General features: G+C 52.7%; 12 protein-coding genes and 1 tRNA gene. 10 read left to right on the plus strand and 3 right to left on the minus strand.

Annotated features, from left to right (window positions below):
• Positions 1 to 24 precede the first annotated feature (24 nt).
• Positions 25 to 98: transfer RNA gene (locus H6F91_RS12335), tRNA-Val, on the minus strand.
• Between the two features lie 192 nt (positions 99 to 290).
• On the opposite strand from H6F91_RS12335, the gene holA reads away from it, so the two are divergent.
• Both holA and argB read left to right on the plus strand, forming a co-directional pair.
• Positions 291 to 1,277, plus strand: a complete 987-nt coding sequence (holA, locus tag H6F91_RS12340; RefSeq protein ID WP_190773495.1) for a DNA polymerase III subunit delta — start codon at positions 291 to 293, stop codon at positions 1,275 to 1,277.
• A gap of 83 nt (positions 1,278 to 1,360) precedes the next feature.
• On the plus strand, positions 1,361 to 2,260 hold the full coding sequence (argB, locus tag H6F91_RS12345) for an acetylglutamate kinase (protein WP_190773494.1): 900 nt from the start codon (positions 1,361 to 1,363) through the stop codon (positions 2,258 to 2,260).
• A gap of 49 nt (positions 2,261 to 2,309) precedes the next feature.
• Here argB and H6F91_RS12350 read toward each other — a convergent pair whose 3' ends face one another.
• Complete coding sequence (locus H6F91_RS12350; RefSeq protein ID WP_190773493.1) at positions 2,310 to 2,699, minus strand: hypothetical protein; 390 nt, start codon at positions 2,697 to 2,699, stop codon at positions 2,310 to 2,312.
• An 87-nt stretch (positions 2,700 to 2,786) separates the two neighbouring features.
• On the opposite strand from H6F91_RS12350, the gene H6F91_RS12355 reads away from it, so the two are divergent.
• The 6 genes from H6F91_RS12355 to H6F91_RS12380 all read left to right on the plus strand — a co-directional run bounded on the left by H6F91_RS12355 (position 2,787) and on the right by H6F91_RS12380 (position 9,998).
• Positions 2,787 to 3,455 (plus strand): response regulator transcription factor, encoded by a 669-nt coding sequence (locus H6F91_RS12355; protein ID WP_190773492.1) that lies wholly within the window; start codon positions 2,787 to 2,789, stop codon positions 3,453 to 3,455.
• A gap of 63 nt (positions 3,456 to 3,518) precedes the next feature.
• Positions 3,519 to 4,793 (plus strand): HAMP domain-containing sensor histidine kinase, encoded by a 1,275-nt coding sequence (locus H6F91_RS12360; protein WP_190773491.1) that lies wholly within the window; start codon positions 3,519 to 3,521, stop codon positions 4,791 to 4,793.
• A 240-nt stretch (positions 4,794 to 5,033) separates the two neighbouring features.
• Positions 5,034 to 5,363 (plus strand): NirD/YgiW/YdeI family stress tolerance protein, encoded by a 330-nt coding sequence (locus tag H6F91_RS12365; protein WP_190773490.1) that lies wholly within the window; start codon positions 5,034 to 5,036, stop codon positions 5,361 to 5,363.
• Between the two features lie 713 nt (positions 5,364 to 6,076).
• Entirely contained in the window at positions 6,077 to 8,287 is a 2,211-nt protein-coding gene (locus tag H6F91_RS12370; RefSeq protein ID WP_190773489.1) for a GH3 auxin-responsive promoter family protein, read from the plus strand.
• Positions 8,288 to 8,637: 350 nt separating this feature from the next.
• Positions 8,638 to 9,171 (plus strand): tetratricopeptide repeat protein, encoded by a 534-nt coding sequence (locus H6F91_RS12375; RefSeq protein WP_190773488.1) that lies wholly within the window; start codon positions 8,638 to 8,640, stop codon positions 9,169 to 9,171.
• Between the two features lie 83 nt (positions 9,172 to 9,254).
• Positions 9,255 to 9,998 (plus strand): DUF3153 domain-containing protein, encoded by a 744-nt coding sequence (locus H6F91_RS12380; RefSeq protein WP_190773487.1) that lies wholly within the window; start codon positions 9,255 to 9,257, stop codon positions 9,996 to 9,998.
• Between the two features lie 217 nt (positions 9,999 to 10,215).
• On the opposite strand, the gene H6F91_RS12385 is transcribed toward H6F91_RS12380, so the two are convergent.
• The gene (locus H6F91_RS12385) at positions 10,216 to 17,907 is read right to left on the minus strand and encodes a hypothetical protein (protein WP_190773486.1); all 7,692 of its coding nucleotides are present in this window, start codon (positions 17,905 to 17,907) and stop codon (positions 10,216 to 10,218) included.
• A 301-nt stretch (positions 17,908 to 18,208) separates the two neighbouring features.
• On the opposite strand from H6F91_RS12385, the gene H6F91_RS12390 reads away from it, so the two are divergent.
• Positions 18,209 to 18,346: a hypothetical protein gene (locus H6F91_RS12390; protein ID WP_190773485.1), complete on the plus strand. Its 138-nt coding sequence runs from the start codon at positions 18,209 to 18,211 to the stop codon at positions 18,344 to 18,346.
• 262 nt (positions 18,347 to 18,608) lie between these two features.
• Entirely contained in the window at positions 18,609 to 20,375 is a 1,767-nt protein-coding gene (locus H6F91_RS12395) for a SpoIID/LytB domain-containing protein (RefSeq protein WP_190773484.1), read from the plus strand.
• Positions 20,376 to 20,377: the final 2 nt, after the last annotated feature.

Raw genomic sequence — 20,377 nt, forward strand, 5'->3', positions numbered from 1 at the left:
ATGTGTCACTGTACAGTACATGAATGGACACAACAGGACTCGAACCTGTGACCCCTACCATGTCAAGGTAGTGCTCTAACCAACTGAGCTATGCGTCCGCGCAATTTGCTTTGCGATTTCATATCGTAGCATGGAGGTGTCAGGTTTGCTAGAAGATTTGAGAAATTTCTGAAGATTTTTTAGGCGAAGAGGGCGGAAGGCTTTGACTTATCATCGGTATGGCTTGTGTCTTTAGGGCGTGTGGTTGGTGAAATCCGACGCACGATATTGAGGGGAGTTCAGGACGGGGTATGCCGATCGCACTTTTTTGGGGGGAGGACGAGTATTCGATGCAGCGTGCGATCGCTGACCTGCGCGATCGCACGCTCGACCCCGATTGGGCCAGCTTCAACTTCGACAAAATTGGCCCTGAGCAGAGCGATGGTGTAATGAATGCCCTGAATCAGGCCATGACGCCGCCCTTTGGGATGGGCCAACGGCTGGTGTGGCTGGTCGATACCACCGTCTGCCAACGCTGCTCTGAAGATGTGCTGTCAGAGATGGAGCGTACCCTGCCGATGATCCCCGAAAGCACCGTGCTGCTGCTTACCATGACCAACAAGCCTGATGGCCGCATCCGCTCCACCAAGCTGATGCAAAAACACGCTGATATCCGCGAGTTTGCTGCTATTCCCCCCTGGAAGACGGATTTGCTGGAGAAAAAGGTGAAGCAGGTCGCCCAGGAGTTAGACGTGAAGCTAACAGCTAAAGCCATGGAACTGCTAGCAGAATCTGTCGGCAATGACACGCGGCAACTCTATACCGAGTTAGAAAAGCTGAGCCTGTTTGCCGACTCTAAAAGCAAGCCCATTGACGAGGATGCTGTAACAACTCTGGTGACGGCCACCACCCAGAACAGTCTGCAACTGGCAGCCGCTATTCGCCAGGGGGAGACGGGGAGGGCGATCGCTCTCGTATCGGACCTCTTCAGCCGCAATGAACCCGCTCTTCGCATTGTCGCCACCCTTGTTGGGCAATTCCGTACCTGGCTCTGGATCAAGCTGATGATAGAGTCGGGCGAGCGGGATGAAAAGGTGATTGCCAAAGCTGCTGACATCGCTAACCCTAAACGTATTTATTTCCTTCAACAGGATGTGCGTCCTCTCTCCTTACAAAGCCTGCGGCAAACGCTCCCCATTCTGCTGGATTTGGAGATGGGTTTGAAGCAGGGAGCTGATGAAGTGATGTGGATGCAGAGTAAGGTAATTGAATTGTGTCAGTTGTTTCAGCGTAAATAAGTGTGTATGGGAATGCGATCGCATTCCCATACACACCCGGATGCTAAACTCACTTCAAATCAGTAGTCTCTTCCCATTTGACCATGTTGACCAACGATCACGTTGATAGTGCAGACGCTGCCCGTGTTCGGGTATTAAGTGAAGCTCTTCCCTACATCCAGGAGTTTGCCGGGCGCACAGTGGTGGTGAAGTACGGCGGGGCTGCCATGAAAGACAGTAGCCTGAAGGAAAAAGTCATTCGTGACATTGTGTTTTTGTCTTGTGTTGGGTTGCGGCCTGTTGTGGTGCATGGGGGCGGCCCTGAAATCAACACCTGGCTTGAAAAGTTAGGGATTGAGCCGCAGTTTAGAAATGGATTGCGCGTGACCGATGCCGCCACGATGGATGTGGTGGAAATGGTGCTGGTCGGACGGGTCAATAAGGAATTGGTCGCGCTGGTAAATCAGGCAGGAGGGAAAGCTGTCGGCTTGTGTGGTAAGGATGCCAACCTGATCAAAGCGCGTCCGCAGGGTGCGGTGGATATTGGCTTTGTCGGGGAAGTGCAGAATACGGACATCAAGATTCTGGAATCCCTTGTCAATAATGGTTACATCCCTATTGTTTCCAGCGTCGCAGCGGATGACTCCGGGCAAGCCTATAACATCAATGCCGACACCGTAGCTGGGGAACTGGCTGCTGCCCTGGGGGCTGAAAAGCTCATTCTGATGACCGATACTTCTGGGGTTTTGCGGGATTACAAAGACATTTCTACCCTGATTCCTAAACTGGATATTCAAGAGGCTCGCCAGTTGATTGAGGAGGGCGTTGTGGGGGGCGGTATGATTCCCAAGGTGAATTGTTGTGTGCGATCGCTCGCCCAAGGTGTAAAAGCGGCTCACATTATCGATGGGCGCTTACCTCATTCCTTGCTACTGGAAATTTTCACCGATGCTGGGATCGGCACCATGCTGGTGGCGTCGGGATATACGGGGGGGCGGCGATAGAGAATCGTTGCCCTGTGATGGAAGCAACGCTTCCATCACAGGGCGATAGTTATTCGTCGATGCGGTACCGGATGAGCTTGCGGATGTCGCCAAGCGGGAGATTGAGTTCCTGGGCGATCGCTTGTTCAATATCAGCAAACTCAGCAACCGGAAACTTAAATTCCATCTCCTCTAGAGGCGAGCCAACAGTGCGAATGCTCACCTCGGTAATTTGAGTTTTCCGATTCACTTCTGCGTCTATCGACACAATGGTAAGGGAAAGCGCCAGGTTGACCTGATGCTGTCCTTCAGCCTCCAGGAGTGTGCCTGCAGGTGACGTTTGGCTGAGGACGCGGTCAATCATCCAACCGGTTACTAACCAAAATGCCAAGCCGACAGAAGGTAGTAGAAGCCCTATCCAGGTTAAGGTGAGTACGTTGGAAAGCTTGCGAGGCGGCATAGCCCATCAGCACAATTTAAGGATTATTGGGTATTGTAGTTGCTGCTGGCTTGCCCTGGAGTATGCGGCTGTAGCAGATAAACTGCCATGAAAATTTTGTTGGTTGAAGACGATCCGATTCAGCTCGAACCGCTGAAGACTGCGCTCATCAAATCGGGGCATGGGGTGGACGCTGTACAGGATGGCGAGACCGCTCAATGGCTAATTCAACAACGCCAGTACGACCTGCTGATTTTGGACTGGATGTTGCCTCAGGTGAGTGGTATTCAGCTCTGTCAGCACTATCGTCAGTTAGGCAAAAGTTCTCCTGTCCTGTTCTTGACGGCTAAAGATGCGCTGCAAGACAAAATCACTGGGCTGGATGTAGGAGCGGATGACTACCTGGTGAAGCCCATTAATGTGATGGAACTGCTAGCGCGGGTGCGGGCATTGGGACGGCGATCGCCCCTCTGGCAAGGCGACAGCCTTACCCTTGATGATCTGGAATTGCACCTCACCACGCTGACCATCACACGTCAAGGCCAAGAGGTTCAGCTCTCTGGACGTGAATTTCAACTGATGGAATACCTGATGCGTCATCCGCGCCAGGTCGTTTCCCGTGACCAGATTGAACAAGCGCTCTGGGAATGGGACATGGAACCTGAAAGCAAAGCCGTCACCATTTTGATTCACCGCCTACGGCAACGCCTCCAGGCGGTTGGGGCGGAGCATTGGCTACAGACGGTGTATGGGATGGGATATTCTTTGGGCCAATGAAGGGCGAAGTGGCTGGCTAGAGAATAGGTGAATCGAGGCAGGTTTGTTAACAACTCAGCTCCAATGTTCAATCGCAGTCGCAGTAATTTAGCCACCGGATTTACCCTTTCCATGGGGAGTATTTTGGTGGTTTTTGCGGCGATTTTGTATTTGCGGGAGGCGCGCGATCGCCTGCAAACGTTCGACCAACTGCTCTATAGCACCAGCCGCATTATGGTTGCAGGCGTTGAGGATTATATCTACAACGGTAAAGAGCGGACCGATCTGGAGAATGTGCCTGTCCTGGGTAGCGATACATTGCCCTTAAGCAGCAATCTGTTTTTTGCTCGTTGGTATACCCCTGAGAAGCAGTTGCTTCAGTTTATGGGAGAGATACCGCCTTCCAAGCTAAGCACGCCTTTGGGGATGCAAACATTGATCGTGAAAGACTCTTTGACGGCAACACCCCTTCGTCTGCGACAACTGACGCTGCCGGTTTACCAAGATGAACGCGTGATTGGATATTTGCAAATTGCGGCAGATCTGAAGCCTGTGGAAGAGCCATTGCGACAACTGCGGGGGTTTTTGGTAGTGGGAGTGCCTTTGGCGTTAGGGGCGATCGCTCTCACAGGTTGGGTGCTGGGTGGCAGAGCAATGCAGCCTATCCGGCAATCCTACGAGCAATTGCAGCAGTTTACAGCGGATGCTTCTCACGAACTACGGGCTCCTCTGGCGGGTATTTTGAGTCAGGCTCAAGTCGGCATGATGGAACCCGTCGATCCCCAGGAGCAACAGACTCGTCTCAAAACGATTGCTCATGTGGCTGAGTCTATGAGTTTACTGGTCAGCCAATTGCTTTTTCTGGCGCGACATGAGGGCAAACTGCCTTCTGATGCCCTGAAGTCTGTCGATTTGGTTTTTGTATTGAGATTGTTGCTGGATGAATACACCCTTCAAACTCAGCAGAAACAGCAAACCCTAAGCTGGGATTTGCCCTCCGTTACAGTGTCTGTACAAGGAGAACCTGACTTGCTGCGTCAGGCGATCGCCAATCTGCTCAGCAATGCCCACCGCTACACCCCTCACGGCGGTACTATCCACCTCACTCTGAGTACTTCCCCCCGCTGGGCAACCCTCCGCATTCAGGACACTGGAATTGGCATTGCTTCCGATGATCTCTCTCTCATCTTTGACCGCTTCTACCGCGCTGATCAAGCCCGTTCCCGACAGACCGGTGGGTTTGGATTGGGTTTGGCGATCGCCCGCCAGATTATCGAAGCCCATGGCGGCAGTATCACAGCCGAAAGCATTGTAGGACAAGGATCAACGTTTCAGGTGCGCTTGCCGTTTATAGGGTAGAAGGGATAATTTTTCACGTGCAACCCGTACGCAAACATTAACTCTTTACAGCACTTTTCAAGTCCGTGAGGTATAGAGTTTTTGTTGAAAGCCGCGCGAAGCGCGGCTTTCAACAAAAACTCTGGTTCTATTTCAGCGCAGAGCGCTGTAAATGGGCTTCTGGTCGGTTGAAACCTTCTTGTTACCTTTCTCCTTCAAGCTGGAAATAGAAATGATTTCGCACTCCATAGGAGATTCGTTATGAACTTGGGTTTCGCAACAACTCTTGCATTTTTAGCAACTCTGGTTGTACCGACGATCACCACGGCTCAAAGTACCATTGGCGAGTTGCAACAGACAAACAGCGTCACATTATCGGGAGAAGTGCTACGAGTGCAGGGTGACGATTTTATTCTCAGTGATGGGACTGGGCAAATTTGGGTCGAAGCAGAGCGGCGGCCTATCCGTGAAGCCGGCCTAAAAGCGGGCGATCGCGTTACGGTCGCTGGGGTTTATGACGATGAAAATAGCTTTGAAGCTCTGAGCATTACTCCATCGAATGGCACCGTAATTTACGTGTTTGATGATTGATTTTCGCCATAGGAACGAATGATTATTTACTCTGCATGGGGAGACATTCTTATCACCTTCTTAAACCTGTGCAACTCTTAAGAAATGCACTGTGGATAAATAGAAACTTGTCTCATCTGCAATAGACGATTACTCGTTGACGTAGGGCGATTGGTAATACTTAATGCCTAACCAAAAGTGAGTTAAGTACGTTGAGTTAGGGAAAGTTTCCACTCGCCTCTACGTTTCTAATGTAATGCCAGTATTCTTGCGTTCTGGACTATCAACTGCAAGCAAACTCCTATCCTAAGACAATGTTTTTGCGATCGCTCACCATCATCTCTATTGATGCTTGTGTTGATTGCAACAATGACATCACTGAAGCGGCCCTCAAAACGGCTCATTGTTGCAACAACTAGAGTTCACATTTCTGTTGATGAAGCCAAACTTTCTGGAAACATTACTCATTCTATAGCCCTATGCACGTTGATTAAGTAAGGTGGTGCGGGGCACGAAGTGCCCCGCACCACCGCTGCTGTACTTAACGCATTTGCACAGCGCTATAGAGCTGGATGCCACAGCAGCTTCCATTCGTTCTCTGATGTTCGATCGCTTTGATTCATGCCTACTTTAAAGGTATTTTTTGCGTAAAGCACGAAAAAATAACCCTTCAGGTAGTTTGAAAGTGCATTAGTTTTGGTCGCTAATTGAACTGTTTTTACGGTTGATGACGTATGTCTTTTACTCTCCCCGCACTAGCTGTTTACGCATCTTATGTGAAGAACCGCTTCGTTCAGAAGACGCGGCGCATGATGGAAACCCAGGAACATTTCCTACATGAGTTACTAGCAGCTCATCAGCATACGGAATTAGGGCAAAAATTCGGTCTGAAGGATATCAAAACGATCGATCAATTTCGAGCACAGGTTCCTCTCTGGTCTTACCTTCAATATGAGCCTTATACAGAGCGTATTGCCCAGGGAGAAAACAATATCCTCAATCCCGATCGCGTGACCTATATCAATCTCACCAGTGGCTCTACTGGAAAGAAAAAGCAAGTCCCCGTAACTCACCGATTCCAAAAGACTTTGCGACGGGCTGATCTGGCAGGTATGGGTTTTGCCTTGGAGGGTTTAAAGCGTCGTCATCGCAAATTTGGCAAGTTGTTTATCACCAACTCGGTGCAGGTACAGGGGAGAACCTCTGCCGGTATTGAGTATGGGCCTGTAAGTGTAGGTAGTATTCGCAAAGGCAAGCCCCTTTTTGAGCAAGCCTTTGCCCATCCCTTTCGGGCATTAGAAATTAGCGACACCTTGGCCCGACATTATGTATGTCTTCTATTCGCCTTGCGAGAGCCTCAACTGAGGGGCATGGTAGCGAACTTTCCCATGCTTATCCTACGAACCTGCGGCTATCTGGAAGAATACGCTGAGGCCCTGATTCACGATTTGGAGCATGGCACGATCGCCCCCTGGCTTCCCATCGAACCCGATATCCGGGCTGAGCTAGAGCGGCGTTGGAATGCTCATCCCCAGCGAGCAACCCAACTCAAAGCTGCTTTTCGGACTGAGGGGCGGTTAACCCCAAAACTGGCGTGGCCCCAGCTTAGTTTTGTCACCACGGCTCGGGGAGGAACCTCTGGTTTTTACCTGGAGCGCTTTCCAGATTATTTCGCAGATACGCCAGTCTTTGGTGGCGTTTATGGAACTGCCGAAGCCACCTTTGGGGTGTATCCCGACTTTGACACCGATGGCAGTATTTTGGCGATCGAAAGCGGCTTTTTTGAATTCATTCCTGCGGATCAGTGGGGGGCAGAACATCCCAAAACGCTATTGCCCGAGGAAGTGAAGGTGGGCGATCGCTACCGTATAGCCGTCACCACTTACAGTGGCTTTTACCGCTACGACATTGGCGACGTTGTGGAAGTCGTCGGATTTTACGAGCAAACACCGCTCATCGTCTTCCGCCATCGGCATGGAGGGCTGTTGTCTTCAACGACAGAGAAGACTACAGAATTTCACGTCACGCAGGTCATGCAACAGCTTCAGCATGAGTTTCACGTGCACCTGGATGATTTCTGTGTCACCTTGTCCGACCAGGAATTCCCAGCGCGTTATCTAGTCAACATTGAATTGGTGGAGGGCCAGCAGCTTGAGCAGCCCATGGCTTTCATCCAGCGCTTTGAATATTGGATGCGCGAATTTAACAACCCCTATGGCACGGTGCGAGAGGGGCAAGTGCCACCGCCCCGCCTCCGCATTTTGGCCCCCGGCAGTTTTACGAAAGTACGGCAGCGGCACATTGAAAGGGGAATGTTTGATTCTCAATTAAAAATTCCCCATATCAGCGAGGATCGGCACCTATTGGCTGGACTGCCTGTATTACAGGAGGTAGACCTTCAAGAGGAAGGCGTGGCCGAAAGCCGCTTGCCTTCATGGAATGCTCAAGTACCGGAACCCGCTCAACCGAGCAAGATTCCTGGTTTGGAGTTCTCTCAGGGGGCACATCTGCTTCATGCTGATCTGCGCCGGATGGATTTGCGAGGAGTAGACCTGCGCCGGGCTGACTTGAGTGGTGCCGACTTAAGTGGAGCTGATTTGCGAGGAGCTAATCTCAGCGGGGCTTTTCTACGGGAGGCTAATCTGAACGAAGCCAATTTAGTGGAGGCAAATCTTCAGGGAGCCGATTTAACAGATGCCACGTTAATTGGCACGTGTTTGCAAAAAGTCTGTTTCCACGAAGCCTATGTGAATCGAGCCCGGTTTGATCATGCCGATTTGACAGGCGCTCAATTTTGTGGGGCAGTGCTTTGGCAGGTGAGCTTTCAAGAGGCCAATCTCACCCATGTAGATTTTGAAGATGCTCAGATGAAAGATGTGACTCTAATGGATGCCACCCTAGACGGTACCCGCCTGGTGGCGCACTCGCAGCAACGTTTATCGTAAACAGGACCTACACGTCATGAGATCTTTACTGGTAAAACCGCTCCACGGTTCCACCTAGTACGCTGAGGCGTAAATATATAACCTATTTGTCTGTGGGGGTGCTTCGTACCCCCACAGACAAATAGGTTACGGACTTAGGCCGTAGCCTACTAGTGAAATATGAAGGAAATAGGCGTGTTTATTAGAAGCGAATGAGCGAGTGGAGAGCGATCGCCCTCCACTCGCTCATATCCCTGGAAGTTTCTTGAGAGGATAGCCGGCCTATTCCCGCCAACCCGAGAATTTTGAAGCATCCTTTAGAATAACGTCAGGGGGCTAAGGCTTCTGGTTCCTATTTCGATGAGCAGGGTATGACTTCTTCCGAGTTGTTGGCACAGGCACGCCAAAATTATCAGTCTGGGCGCGATGCCTTTGAGCGAGGCCGTTATCGCGAAGCCGTGGAGCGACTGACACAGGCTACGGCTCAGGCTGGCCCGAACACACCTTTGGGTGGGCAGGCTCAGATCTGGTTGGTTACAGCTTACGAAGCGCTGGAGCAGCGGGCCGAGGCGGTCGCCCTCTGCGAAGCCATTACCAAACATCCCCATTACGACACCCGCAAGGAAGCCAGCCGACTCCTCTACATTCTCAAGGCTCCCCGCCTGAAAACCCGTCCTGAGTGGCTGACCCAAATTCCAGAGTTAAGTAATCTGGATGAGGGCGATCGCACTGCCCAAAGCGCCTATGTGAATCGTGCTCCCAAAGCCCCACCCAAATCTCAGCCCACCTTTCCGAAAGAACCGGTTGATCTAAGCCAGGTAGACACCGGCGACAATGGCTTTGTCTGGTTTGTTCTGGGGGCGATTCTGCTAATTCTGGGTGGGTTGTTCTGGTACGGACGTTAAGAATCACCGATACAATGAAACCGATTTGTGTGAGTGATGGATGAGCCATTGCTTACACAAATTAGTTTTTACACCCTCTGCCCATGAAACGTTTCCTTCCGTTCCTGCTCGCTCTTGTTGCCATGTTGGGTCTCTCTGGCTGTGTTCGTTACGACCTGGGGATCAATTACTTCAGCCAGACGCGCGGGGAAATTGTGCAACGGATTCGGTTGGGAGAATCGGTCACGACCTTTAACGAGGCGATCGCCCGCGACTGGCTCCGTAGTCTGGAGCGACGGACGAAGGAACTGGGGGGTAAGGCTCGTCGCCGTTCCCTGGAAGAGTTAAGCATTCGAATTCCCTTTACAAATGGGGCTGAGTTAACCCATAAGTTCAACCGCTTTTTTGAGCCCCCCTCGATAGCCACGACCGAGGAAGACGAGGACACGGAAGCCATGGTGTGGCCCGAGATTGTCTCGCACCTTGCCCTGGAGGAGCAGAATGGGTTGTTGGTGCAGCGCAATCGATTGGTCTATGACCTGGATGTGCGATCGCTCGGGTTGCTCGCCCCCAATGGCAATGTCCTTGTCGGTCCTGGAGCGTTGCTAGAACTCGACTTTAGCCTGAATACTCCCTGGGGCGCGCGCGTGATGCCCGGTAGTGCCCTACCCCAACGCTCCTCCTGGAACCGCAATCTAACCTGGACGCTGAAAACCTCCGAGGCCAGCCATTTAGAGGTTGTTTTCTGGGTTCCCAGTCCGTTAGGTTTGGGAACAGTGGTCATTCTTGTGGTGGTGGTGCTTGGCTCAATTCTGAAAAGTTTCCTAAAAAGCCCAGGAACAGCCTGACGCTCCAGCTTGTTTGGAATGAATAATATAATGTCGTATTAAATGCACACAATAAAAGTGTTGTGGCGCATTGCGCCACAACACTTTTATTGTGTGCATTTAACCTTGCTTGTTACAACCATCAAAAGGGGCTACTACGTCACCATACCCATTCTGACGAGTGGGATATGGTGAGCAAAGCCTGTCACATCTCACCTGTCAAAAGCCTTGCAGTGGATTACTGAAGCCTCTGGGCTGTATCCAATGCGAAATTTAATGGCGTAGCAAGCTTCTGATAGCTGGTTGCCAAAATCGTGTCCAAATGACGACGGAAGACTTGCCATTGATGAGGATTAGGCCGATAGGTTTGATCCACTTCTCGCACAAACAGAGGAGCTGCCAAAAGCGCCTGATAATCAGCATTGTGTTGAGATGTGGGAGCCAACATTCCAGCCTCTCCATCGGTCGGTACGAGGCCCGAAGGGAGATGCCCTTCTAGAAGAGCCACGATCGCCGCCTGACAGGTATGGGTATCAATCCCACGTTGCTCCAGCATGCGCAATATCCCCTCTAAAGTCGTGGGGGTATCTGGGAAAATCCGCAGCAATTCCATCAGCAAGAAATAGTCGCTATAGCGATGGTGACCCTGATCAATCACCTGAGGGTGCAGGGGGACTGCGGCCAGCCCGTAGGCAACTCGGCTACAGATGGAGAGGTGATTGTGCTGTGGAGCTTCGGGTTGCGTGTAGGTATCTTGAACAATGGTGGCGTTGGGTAGCTTTTGACGTAGCCAGCGGGCGATCGCCGCGAATGATGCCGAGCCACCTGTACATAACACCTGGTTCACCTGCAACACAGGAATCCCCGTTTGAGTCAGCAGGCCATTCAATTCGCGGTTGAGCCGCTGGATGTAGGGTAACAATACCCGGCTCCCTAAATCCTGGCGGTTGATAGTCAGGGATACCCCACCCAGGGTGACGTATCCTCTTTCCTGTTGTTGCAGGGTCAGCTTCAAGTAACGGGCCGCTTCCAGCAGCCCCGAGCCTACCCCTGCCCCTAACAACCGCTGTTGCAAAATTTGCCGATTGGCTGCATCGGGATCGCCCACGACGGGCAGAGCCAGATGTTCCCAGCCCAGAGCTGCCCACGGATCTGCCCAGTCCAGATCCTCACCTGCCTGAAACGTCGAGCCGCCCTCTGGCAGAATAGCCGCCCGATCCTGGCTAGTCCGATTGGCCTGTCGTACCCAGGCCGGATAGATCAACTGACAGATAATGTCTTGATCCAGGGCATTCCCACCGTAGGGAAGAGTGCGCCGTGTAATGTCTGTAGGAGATAGCCGCTGCAAGTGTTCGGGCAGATTGACGAGCGCCAATTCGGTCACGCTAGCTCCGCCATTCATCACCAGCGTTCCTCCCTGCCAGTGGGCCTGGAAGAGATCCGGATTGGGAGTCAGGTTACTGGGTAAGGTCACCGCATCCTCAGGAGCCAGAGCCGAGAGCAATGTGGCTGTGCTTTCTTCTACCAGATAAATTTGGGCTGGGTCATCCACTAACCGCGCTGCCAAGATCGCCTCGCGCACATTAAAGCGATAGGTATCCGACCAGGCTGCTGGATAGCTGACCATGACCCCAGCTAGCTCTTTCAAGGCTTGTTGCAGAGTGTCATCGGAAAGTCCCACTGCTCCACAACTGAGTACAGAGGTATCTGAACCCGTTGTGGAGTCAGGGCTCGTATAGTTGAGACTGGTTAGTAAAGCCCTCAGCGCCTGGTGCAGGGTGCTAAGAGGGATGGTGCGCTGGTCTGACCATTGCAGAACCGGTTCCCAATGTGCGGCGTTGGCTGTGTAGTAGGGGATGCCCACCCGCAGGGCAGACTTGAAGTCGCGTAAGGGCTGCCGGGTGGGATGGCTGAATTCCTGCCGAGTAATGGTCAAAGAGGCGATCGCGACCTCTGACCCCTCCATGTCCCCGGTGCTGGTGGGAGTAACATACACCGCCATGGGCAGGCGGTAGGTTCTTTCAGGGATGGGTAAGCCGCCGTGGATAGGGCCAGGCAACTTCAGCTCCAACCAGAATATTGGGTACACCGTAGCGGTTGGACGGTGTAGCAGTACCGCAGAAATACCTGTGGTACCCAGATCAATGCCCAAATACCAGGTTGAACGAGGCGGCACTCGCTTGGAGGCACCCGTTAGTGATGGTGGGGCGAAGAGGGTTGCGTCGTCTTCCAGGGGATCGGTCACCGAAAAGATGAGGGAATCCAGGTCATCTTCCTGGTCGCGCAGTAACTCCAGGCGATCGCCCAGGGGGTCTTCGCTATCGAAAAGGTCGAGGGGCGATCGCTGTAGTCGTTGAAACAACGCTGCCAGTTCCGGGTCGACTTCGTCTTCTTCATCCTCGAGATCTGCGGTTAGGTCCAGCAATGCCAAATCTGGCTCGACGTCATCGGGTAAGGCTACGGAATTCGTTTCCGTCTCATCCGCCTGTAAGCCTATGGCCTGCAGAATCAGCTCAGAAGGGTAATCCAGACTGGGGTCGATCGGGGCGGCCGCATCAGGGACAACTTCAACTGGGCCCGGAGCCGTTTCGATCGGGGCGACCGAATCCTCGAGGGGGCGATCGTCTAGGTCTTTTTTTTTTGACTCTTCTGAGCCAGGCTCTAAGAGTTCTTCGTCGTACAGGTCAATGCCCGCTTGATCAAAATCCGTTCCCAAGGGGGGTGCTGGAGATGTATTCGGAGTGTCTTCAGGTTCAGAGGCAGACCCTATTGGTGCCTCTGCGATACTGTTCGGTACACTCTCAAACAGTTCTCCCAACCCATCCAGGGTAAAGGCATTATCATCCAGACTGGGTTCCGGCGGAACCTCGGCACCGAAGGTTTCCAGGAACAAGGATGCATCGTCTAAGGAGGTGTCCTGAGCTCCAGGAGGAGCTACCTCAATGGCTGGAGGAATTTCCTCAACCCCGTCAAACCAGGCAGCCAATTCCATTGGAGTTGGTGCTGTATCCAATGCATCCGCGAAGCTATCCAGGGTATCTTCCGTGACCGCATCGGAGGACAACTCCAGAGTCGTATCGGGAGTTGCCTCAAGAGTGTCAACGGGCACCAACGGGAGAACAGGATTTTCCAGGGGCAGGGTTTCGTTAACAGCAGGGCTTTCTTCTGGATCGATCCCTGCGTCATCGGGCCATTCCGCTAGCAAATCTTCAATGCTAGCAGGAGGCGTTGTCATCACATCCTGGAAATCCTCCAGGGTAAGGTCCTCCCGGTCGGGTGGCAGTAAAGGCTCGAGCGGTACAAACGCAATCGTTCCTTCAGGTGCAGCACTTGGGGAAAGTTGCTCCACGTCTTCTAAGAAGAGAGGCGGCGGGGGCGGTGCGCTATCTGTAAGTTCTGGGAGGTCTATGCCAAACCCAAATAAGTCCTCGTCGAGGGATGTTGCTGTGGGTTCTGGGCTTTCCCCAGAAATGTTCAGCTCCTCCTCGAAGGACAGCTCCACAGGTTGAGATGGTAGATCAAGGTCAACATCTAATAAGGCATCGGCTGAAGTAGTGGATGGATCCTCAGGAGGTTCACCCTGTTCGTCTGTCGCGGTCGATAAATCAAGCCATTCGTCGCTTGTGACGCCAGTAGGAGCTTCAGCCAAATTCTGTAAGACATCATCTTGCTCTGTAGAGTCAGATGTGGATAGATTTAACCAAGCCTGATCCAGGTCATCATCCAAATCCCCAGAGGACGTGTCAGGCAGTTCTGCCAGAATATCGCTCTGCTCATCAGCACCAGCCGTGGAGAGCTTCAGCCACTCCTCATCCAAATCCTCATCGGTGGCCTCAGGCAGCTCTGTCAGAGTATCGTCCTGCTCATCAGTATCAGCCGTGGAGAGATCCAGCCACGCTTCGTCTAATTCTTCTAAGGTGGGCTCAACGAGTTCTGCTGGGGCATCGCTCTGCTCATTAGCATCAGGAGTAGAAAGATTAAGCCACTCCTCATCTAAATCCTCGGCAGTGGGTTCAGGTAACTCTGTCAGAGTATTGCCCTGTTCATCCGTGTCAACTGTAGAGAGAGCGAGCCATGCTTCGTCCAATTCTTCGGAGGTGGGCTCAGCGAATTCTGACAAGGCATCACTCTGCTCATCAGCATCAGCCGTGGAGAGATTGAGCCACTCCTCATCCAAATTCTCGATGGTGGGCTCCGTGAGTTCTGCTAGGGCATCACTCTGCTCATCAGCATCAAGAGTAGAGAGATTGAGCCACTCCTCATCTAAATTCTCAGAGGACGTATCCGGCAGTTCTGTCAGGATGTCACTTTGCTCATCAGCATCAGGAGTAGAGAGATTGAGCCACTCCTCATCCAAATTCTCGCCGGTGGGTTCCGTGAGTTCTGCCAGGGCATTACTCTGCTCGTCAGCATCAGCTGTGGAGAGATTGAGCCACTCCTCCTCATCTAAATTCTCAGAGGACGTGTCAGGCAGTTCTGCCAGGATGTCGCTTTGTTCATCAGCATCAGCCGTCGAGAGATTGAGCCACTCCTCATCCAAATTCTCGCCGGTGGGTTCCGTGAGTTCTGCTGGGGCATCGCTCTGCTCCTCAACATCAGCCGTGGAAAGATTGAGCCACTCCTCATCCAAATCCTCGGCGGTGGCCTCAGATAACTCTGTCAGAGTATCGCTCTGCTCCTCAACATCAGCTGTGGAGAGATTGAGCCACGCTTCGTCTAATTCTTCTGAGGTTGGTTCCGTGAGTTCTGCCAGGGCATCACTCTGCTCATCAGCATCAGCCGTGGAGAGATTGAGCCACGCTTCGTCTAATTCTTCTGAGGTTGGTTCTGTGAGTTCTGCCAGGGCATCACTCTGCTCGTCAGCATCAGCCGTGGGGAGATCGAGCCACTCCTCATCTAAATCCTCGGAGGACGTGTCAGGCAGTTCTGCTAGGGCATCGCTTTGCTCATCAGAGCCGGCTGTGGAGAGATTGAGCCACTCCTCATCCAAATCCTCAGAGGTGGATTCAGGAAAACCGGCTAGGATATCGCTCTGCTCATCAGCATCAGCCGTGGAGAGATTAAGCCACTCCTCATCCAAATCCTCAGAGGTAGGTTCCGTGAGTTCTGCTAAGGTGCTGCCCTGCTCATCAGAGTCATCAACAGAGACAAGCCATTGCTCATCTAGATCCGCTGAGGGAGAGCTTGATGGTTCAGGGAACGATTCAACGTCCTCGGTGAGGAAGGTAGATAAATTTAATTCCTCTTCCTCCGTTTCCAGCGGTGTCGGTGGAGTTTCCTCGATAAGTCGATCGATCAGGGCATCATCTACAGGGGGAAGGTTTTCCTCCTCAAAGACCGTCAAAGGAAGATCTTCCATGAGGCTTTCGAGCAAGGCTTCAGGAGTCTCTGCTTCTGGGAAGAAGTCCGTGGTCTGCTCATTGTCCTCCTCTGAACCGAAGTCTTCCATCAGAGACTCTTGAGTGAGGAATATGTCTAGCTCCAGTGCTTCAACCTCTGGGGCAGGCTCCCCTAATAAATCCTCATCGGTAGTGACGTACGCACTCCAAGGCCCGCTGGGTAACTCAGTGGTTGATTGATCTTCCGGAGCTGCTTCCTCTGGCTCGGTTGCTGTGTCATGAAGCTCGTCTTCCAGTAGTTCCAGGGTTTCCTCTTCAATGTTGTCTGAGGCAAGATCTCCTAGCAGGAGATCTTCCAGCAGGGGCTCGTCCTCCACAGGAAATGAGTCTGAACTAGGGGTGCTGAGCTCCTCTTCTAGGAATGCATCGTCACCCTCCATCTCAGGTAGCCTTGTCTCCGGAGAAATAGGTTCCTCGTCCGGAAGCTCGCGGAATGCATCTTCTAAACTGGTAGAAATATCTTCCGGTTCGTCTGCTGATAAGTCAGACAGAAAGGAAAACTCTTCAGTCTCTTCACCGGAGGCACGGCCTTCCAATGTTGACAGTTCAGCGTCTAATTGCTGAAGTACGTCCTCATCCACCTGAAGCTCAACCCGAGGTGTCTCAACCACGGCCTCACTGACTAATAGATCTTCATCCGGAGATGCTGGAATGTAGGCATCTTCTGGCAGGCTTCCTTCAGAACGCAAAGCATCCAGAGAAGCAGCCGTATCTGACAACGCAATCAAATCTTCCAGGGAAGAAATGACATCCGCTGGCATGTGTTGGTTAGCAGCTGCGCGCTCTGCATTAAGTAGTTGAGTATCTTCTTGCTCACCACCGTCCGCTACAGGCACCTCGTCAAACAGTAACTGTTCGATGGTTTGATTGGATTCCTGTGAAAAATCCCCGGATGCTGGTAACTGGAATTCTTCTGGGGAAAACTCGGCAGGCTCTGCTGACAGGTCTGCTAGCCCCTCAAAAAACTGACTTTCAAAATCGCCAATAGCCCCAAGATCCTCGCCAGCTTCTAAACTTGTGGCTTCTATCTCGCTGTTGGTGGCTTGTTCCGCATCGGCAATATGGCGATCTACAGGCGGTTCTATGTCCTCACTCGGAGCTACATCCGCTCCAAAGAGGCTCTGGTAAAGGGCATCTAACTCATCATAAATTCCTTCGGGTGATGCTACGGGGGCAGTATCCGCGGCATCGTCTTCCGTTTCTAACTCTGTGCTGATCTGGTTCAGCAATTCCAGGGCAGAGTCAATGTCGCCAATGGAGTTGTCGAGGGAAACATCGTCGAGGGGAATTTCTTCCAGGGGAGCGATCGCCGCCTCATTGATTTGGAAGATGGTCATGTCATCATCCTGGAAGCGAGTCGCTGCTAAGCTCTCATCCACCTGGAACATGGTCATTTCGCCTGGGTCCAAATCCCCCAAGTCAGGAGTGGATGATACCAGCTCCAGGTCGTTCACCGCTTGATTCAAGTCGCTAAGCCCGGAGGATGCCCCCATGCCCGTTGGCGGTTGCAAGATAGTAGCTTCACTCCCGGCCAACTCACTGATTAAAGAATCGAGGGAGCTGGTATCGCTTCGCGAGCTTGCTGGCAGGCGTTGTCCGCTGGAACCCGGTAATGCTTGCCAGTCAGTTCCTTCCAGGGAGGATTGCAAATATTGCGACGCTTCCCGCCCTAACTGCTGAGCCAAGCGATTGACCAGGGCTGTGAAAATAGCTTCTCCCTGATGCCCCAGCGTGTGCATCTTATCCAGCCCCTGGCTGAGGGAGTCTTCGTAGGTCTGAATGTTGCGTTGTAAGGACTCAAAAATAACCCGCAGCGTTGTATCAAGCTTCAGCAGCAGTTGATCAGACTGGGTTTGAATTCGCTGCAGTTGATCCAGCCGTTCCTGGGGCGTAAGGGGTGGGATATAGCTGGCAAAGCGGGCAGCATCGGCTGGCGGAGCGGGCTCTGGGGGGGCTGAGTTAGCCGGGGGCAGTGTTCGTGACTCCAGGGTGGTGAGCATTTCTGCGACCTGCACCGTCAGATTTTCCTGCAACCGCCCCATTAAAGATTGCAGAAATTCGGACAGGGCTTGCTGTTGCTGTTGGGTATCGACCTGGGGCGGAAGAGCATATTGTTGACGCTGCGCTTCCAGTTCCCGAATTTCGCTGACCAGGGAATCCCTCCGCTGGCGCAGGTCTTCGACCTCACCCCGCATGGGCTGCATGATGTTGGTGCGCAGGTAAGTCACCTCTTGCAATACGGCCTGCAAAACCTGCTGAGCTGACTCCCCAGGCGACTGTGCCGAAGCCGTCGAGTTGACAGGGCCTAGAGCTGGGTCTCCAGACAAGGTTGCCATCGGCACGGGATTGGACAACTCAGGTTTCAAATTGGCTTGCTGGAGGCTGACCAGATACTGTCGTGTGCGCTCCAGAAGTTGCCGCTGTTGTTCAGATTCCCCCGCCATCACCCAGGGCAAACGGGGGCTGGCTTTACGCAGCGCTGCATCAATGGACTGGATCAGTTCCTGGATTTGAGCCTGTTGCGAATTCACGGACCGATTCCCAATAAAAATAAAAAGTTGCTATCGACGTTTTCTGCTGAACCGACTGAGACTTACCTTGCTGGTGTTAAACAATACCCAAAGGATTGTTCTTAAGAGATGATGAAATAGACGCTGTAATGCTGTTTTTGTAACCGATTGGGGTAACTTGTTCCTATTGCCTCAATATTAATTGAGATTCCTAAAAGGCGGTTATTTTTCCCATTAGCGTGGTAGATCCTTCCGGACAACGGTTTGGGTTTTAGTATTTTAAGGATCTTAGGGACCATTTCCCGCTTCTGGATGGGTAGGTGTGGAAGAATCTCATGATGATCCTTCCGCCCCTACCTCCATCCAGCATAGCCCGGTGGATCTAACATTGTTGACGGCTCTACTGACCCCCTATGGCACCACGTCCAGCCCACTCAGCACAACAGCTTCCGCCATCTAGTGATAAGTTGTGCGATTTTAGGAAAAATTGGCTAGCAATATCCTTGTCCACCCTGTAACATCGTGCGATTAAAATGATGACGGCATCGGGAGCAATCCTCAAACTCCTGACGTCATTCCCCTGGGTTTCATGACTGTGGAATCTTATTAACGTTCGAGTCAATTGAGGCCAAAAATCCATGCACTCCCCTGGAAACGGCGATAGAAAACAGACTCGTGTATCCCCAACGAATACACCTTTAGAAAATAAAAAAATAGCAAATTTGCCTTCCAACGTACTCACTCAGTCCCGATTCTTGCCGCCATGGCCCTGGTCGGGTCTGGGATTGATCGCGATCGCCCTGACGGGCCTTTTCCCTTCCAGTGCCCAGGCCCAAACGGCCTATAATCCGTCTATTCAGGTGGGCATTGTGCAGCGGTTTGGGAAAGAACGAAGCGATCGCATCACCCTGGAACCCGCCGGGGGCCAGCTCACCCTTCAATTTGAGGGCAACGGTGGTAACCAGACGGTTGCGACGACAGAACCCGTGCAGATCGAGGTGGTGCCCCAACCCCTGGCCCAACCCGAGCAGGTGGAACGAGTCGTACTGAGTACCCATCGCAGCTTTGAAAGCGCTGAAGACAGTGCCAACTATTGGAAAGCTCAGGGGCTAGACGTGGAAATCGCCCAACCCCGGCAGTGGCAGGTATGGGCTAAACGGGAAACTTATTCTACGCCGCTACTGCGACGGTTGCTGCTGCAAAATGTGCAGGCTCAGGGTGGACGCACTGTATTTCTCGACAGTCAGATCCGTCGTGAAGTTCCCCTGGCCGGGTTTGTGGTGAATGGAACGAGAGTCGTAGCGGATCAGGTGGCGATCGCCCCCAGCAACAACCGCGTCTACGTCAACGAAATCAACAGCTCGGAGGGTCGGCAACTGTTTGCTGGGAGCCTGCGGTTACAGCCCAATGCCTACGGCACCTACACTCTGGTCAACACGGTCGATATCGAAACCTACCTGCGCGGGGTTGTTCCCTTTGAGATTGGCTCTGGGGCTCCCAATTCTGCTATTGAGGCCCAGGCCATTCTGGCGCGTACCTATGCGCTACGAAACCTGCGCCGCTTTACGATTGATAACTACCAGCTTTGTGCCGATACCCAATGCCAGGTGTATCGTGGCTTGAGCGGGGCTGCGACCTCGACCGATCGGGCGATCGCCGCCACCCAAGGGCAAGTGCTGACCTATCAGAATGAACTGGTGGATGCCCTCTATTCTTCAACATCGGGTGGGGTTACGGCCGCTTTCTCCAACGTGTGGAACGGCCCCGATCGCCCTTATCTGCGTCCCCGCATTGATGCGGTGCAGAATGTTTGGGATTTGCAAACCCGACCTCTTTCTGATGAAGCTAACCTGCGCGCCTTCCTCAATCTTCAAGAGGGGTTCAACGAGACCGGGCGTGACCTGTTCCGTTGGCGAGAAGCCAGTGATGTCGCCCAGATCACAGCGGATATCAAAGAATACCTGTCCACCAAACAACACCCTCTGGCTAATCTGAGCCGCGTAGAGCAACTCCGGGTAGCGGAGCGCTCCTCGGGGGGACGGGTACAGCAAATAGAGGTGGTAACCGATCGAGGTTCTGTGATCCTGGAAAAAGATGAGGTTTTGCGAGCACTTTCGGCCCCTCGTAGCACTCTGTTTTACCTGGATCCCGTTTATGAAGTGCTGCCATCCTCCCCTAGCCCTGCTCCCAGCCCTGTTTCGGTGGCTCCCAGCCCCCCGGTAGCCAATGCGAGTTCCGAAGTTGCTCAGGGAGAAGTACCTGCGTTGCCAGCGCCGGCCGCATCGCCCAGTCCTACTCCGACCCGTATCCTTAAGGGGTACACCTTTGTTGGCGGCGGTTGGGGCCATGCAGTTGGGCTCAGCCAGTATGGTGCGATGAACTTGGGCCGACTCAACTGGCCGGCATCCCGCATTTTGGAGTTTTACTTCCCAGGTGCGACGGTGCAACCCTTAAGCGAGCGCACAGTTTTGTGGCGAGAGCCAGAATAGCT

Source organism: Leptolyngbya sp. FACHB-8 (assembly GCF_014695575.1).
Lineage (GTDB): Bacteria > Cyanobacteriota > Cyanobacteriia > Elainellales > Elainellaceae > Vacuolonema.

Excerpts from the sequence above, each read along its gene's own strand:
- holA (WP_190773495.1), top strand. The coding sequence starts at position 291 with ATGCCGATCGCACTTTTTTGGGGGGAGGACGAGTATTCGATGCAGCGT.
- argB (WP_190773494.1), top strand. The coding sequence starts at position 1,361 with ATGTTGACCAACGATCACGTTGATAGTGCAGACGCTGCCCGTGTTCGG.
- H6F91_RS12350 (WP_190773493.1), bottom strand. The coding sequence starts at position 2,699 with ATGCCGCCTCGCAAGCTTTCCAACGTACTCACCTTAACCTGGATAGGG.
- H6F91_RS12355 (WP_190773492.1), top strand. The coding sequence starts at position 2,787 with ATGAAAATTTTGTTGGTTGAAGACGATCCGATTCAGCTCGAACCGCTG.
- H6F91_RS12360 (WP_190773491.1), top strand. The coding sequence starts at position 3,519 with ATGTTCAATCGCAGTCGCAGTAATTTAGCCACCGGATTTACCCTTTCC.
- H6F91_RS12365 (WP_190773490.1), top strand. The coding sequence starts at position 5,034 with ATGAACTTGGGTTTCGCAACAACTCTTGCATTTTTAGCAACTCTGGTT.
- H6F91_RS12370 (WP_190773489.1), top strand. The coding sequence starts at position 6,077 with ATGTCTTTTACTCTCCCCGCACTAGCTGTTTACGCATCTTATGTGAAG.
- H6F91_RS12375 (WP_190773488.1), top strand. The coding sequence starts at position 8,638 with ATGACTTCTTCCGAGTTGTTGGCACAGGCACGCCAAAATTATCAGTCT.
- H6F91_RS12380 (WP_190773487.1), top strand. The coding sequence starts at position 9,255 with ATGAAACGTTTCCTTCCGTTCCTGCTCGCTCTTGTTGCCATGTTGGGT.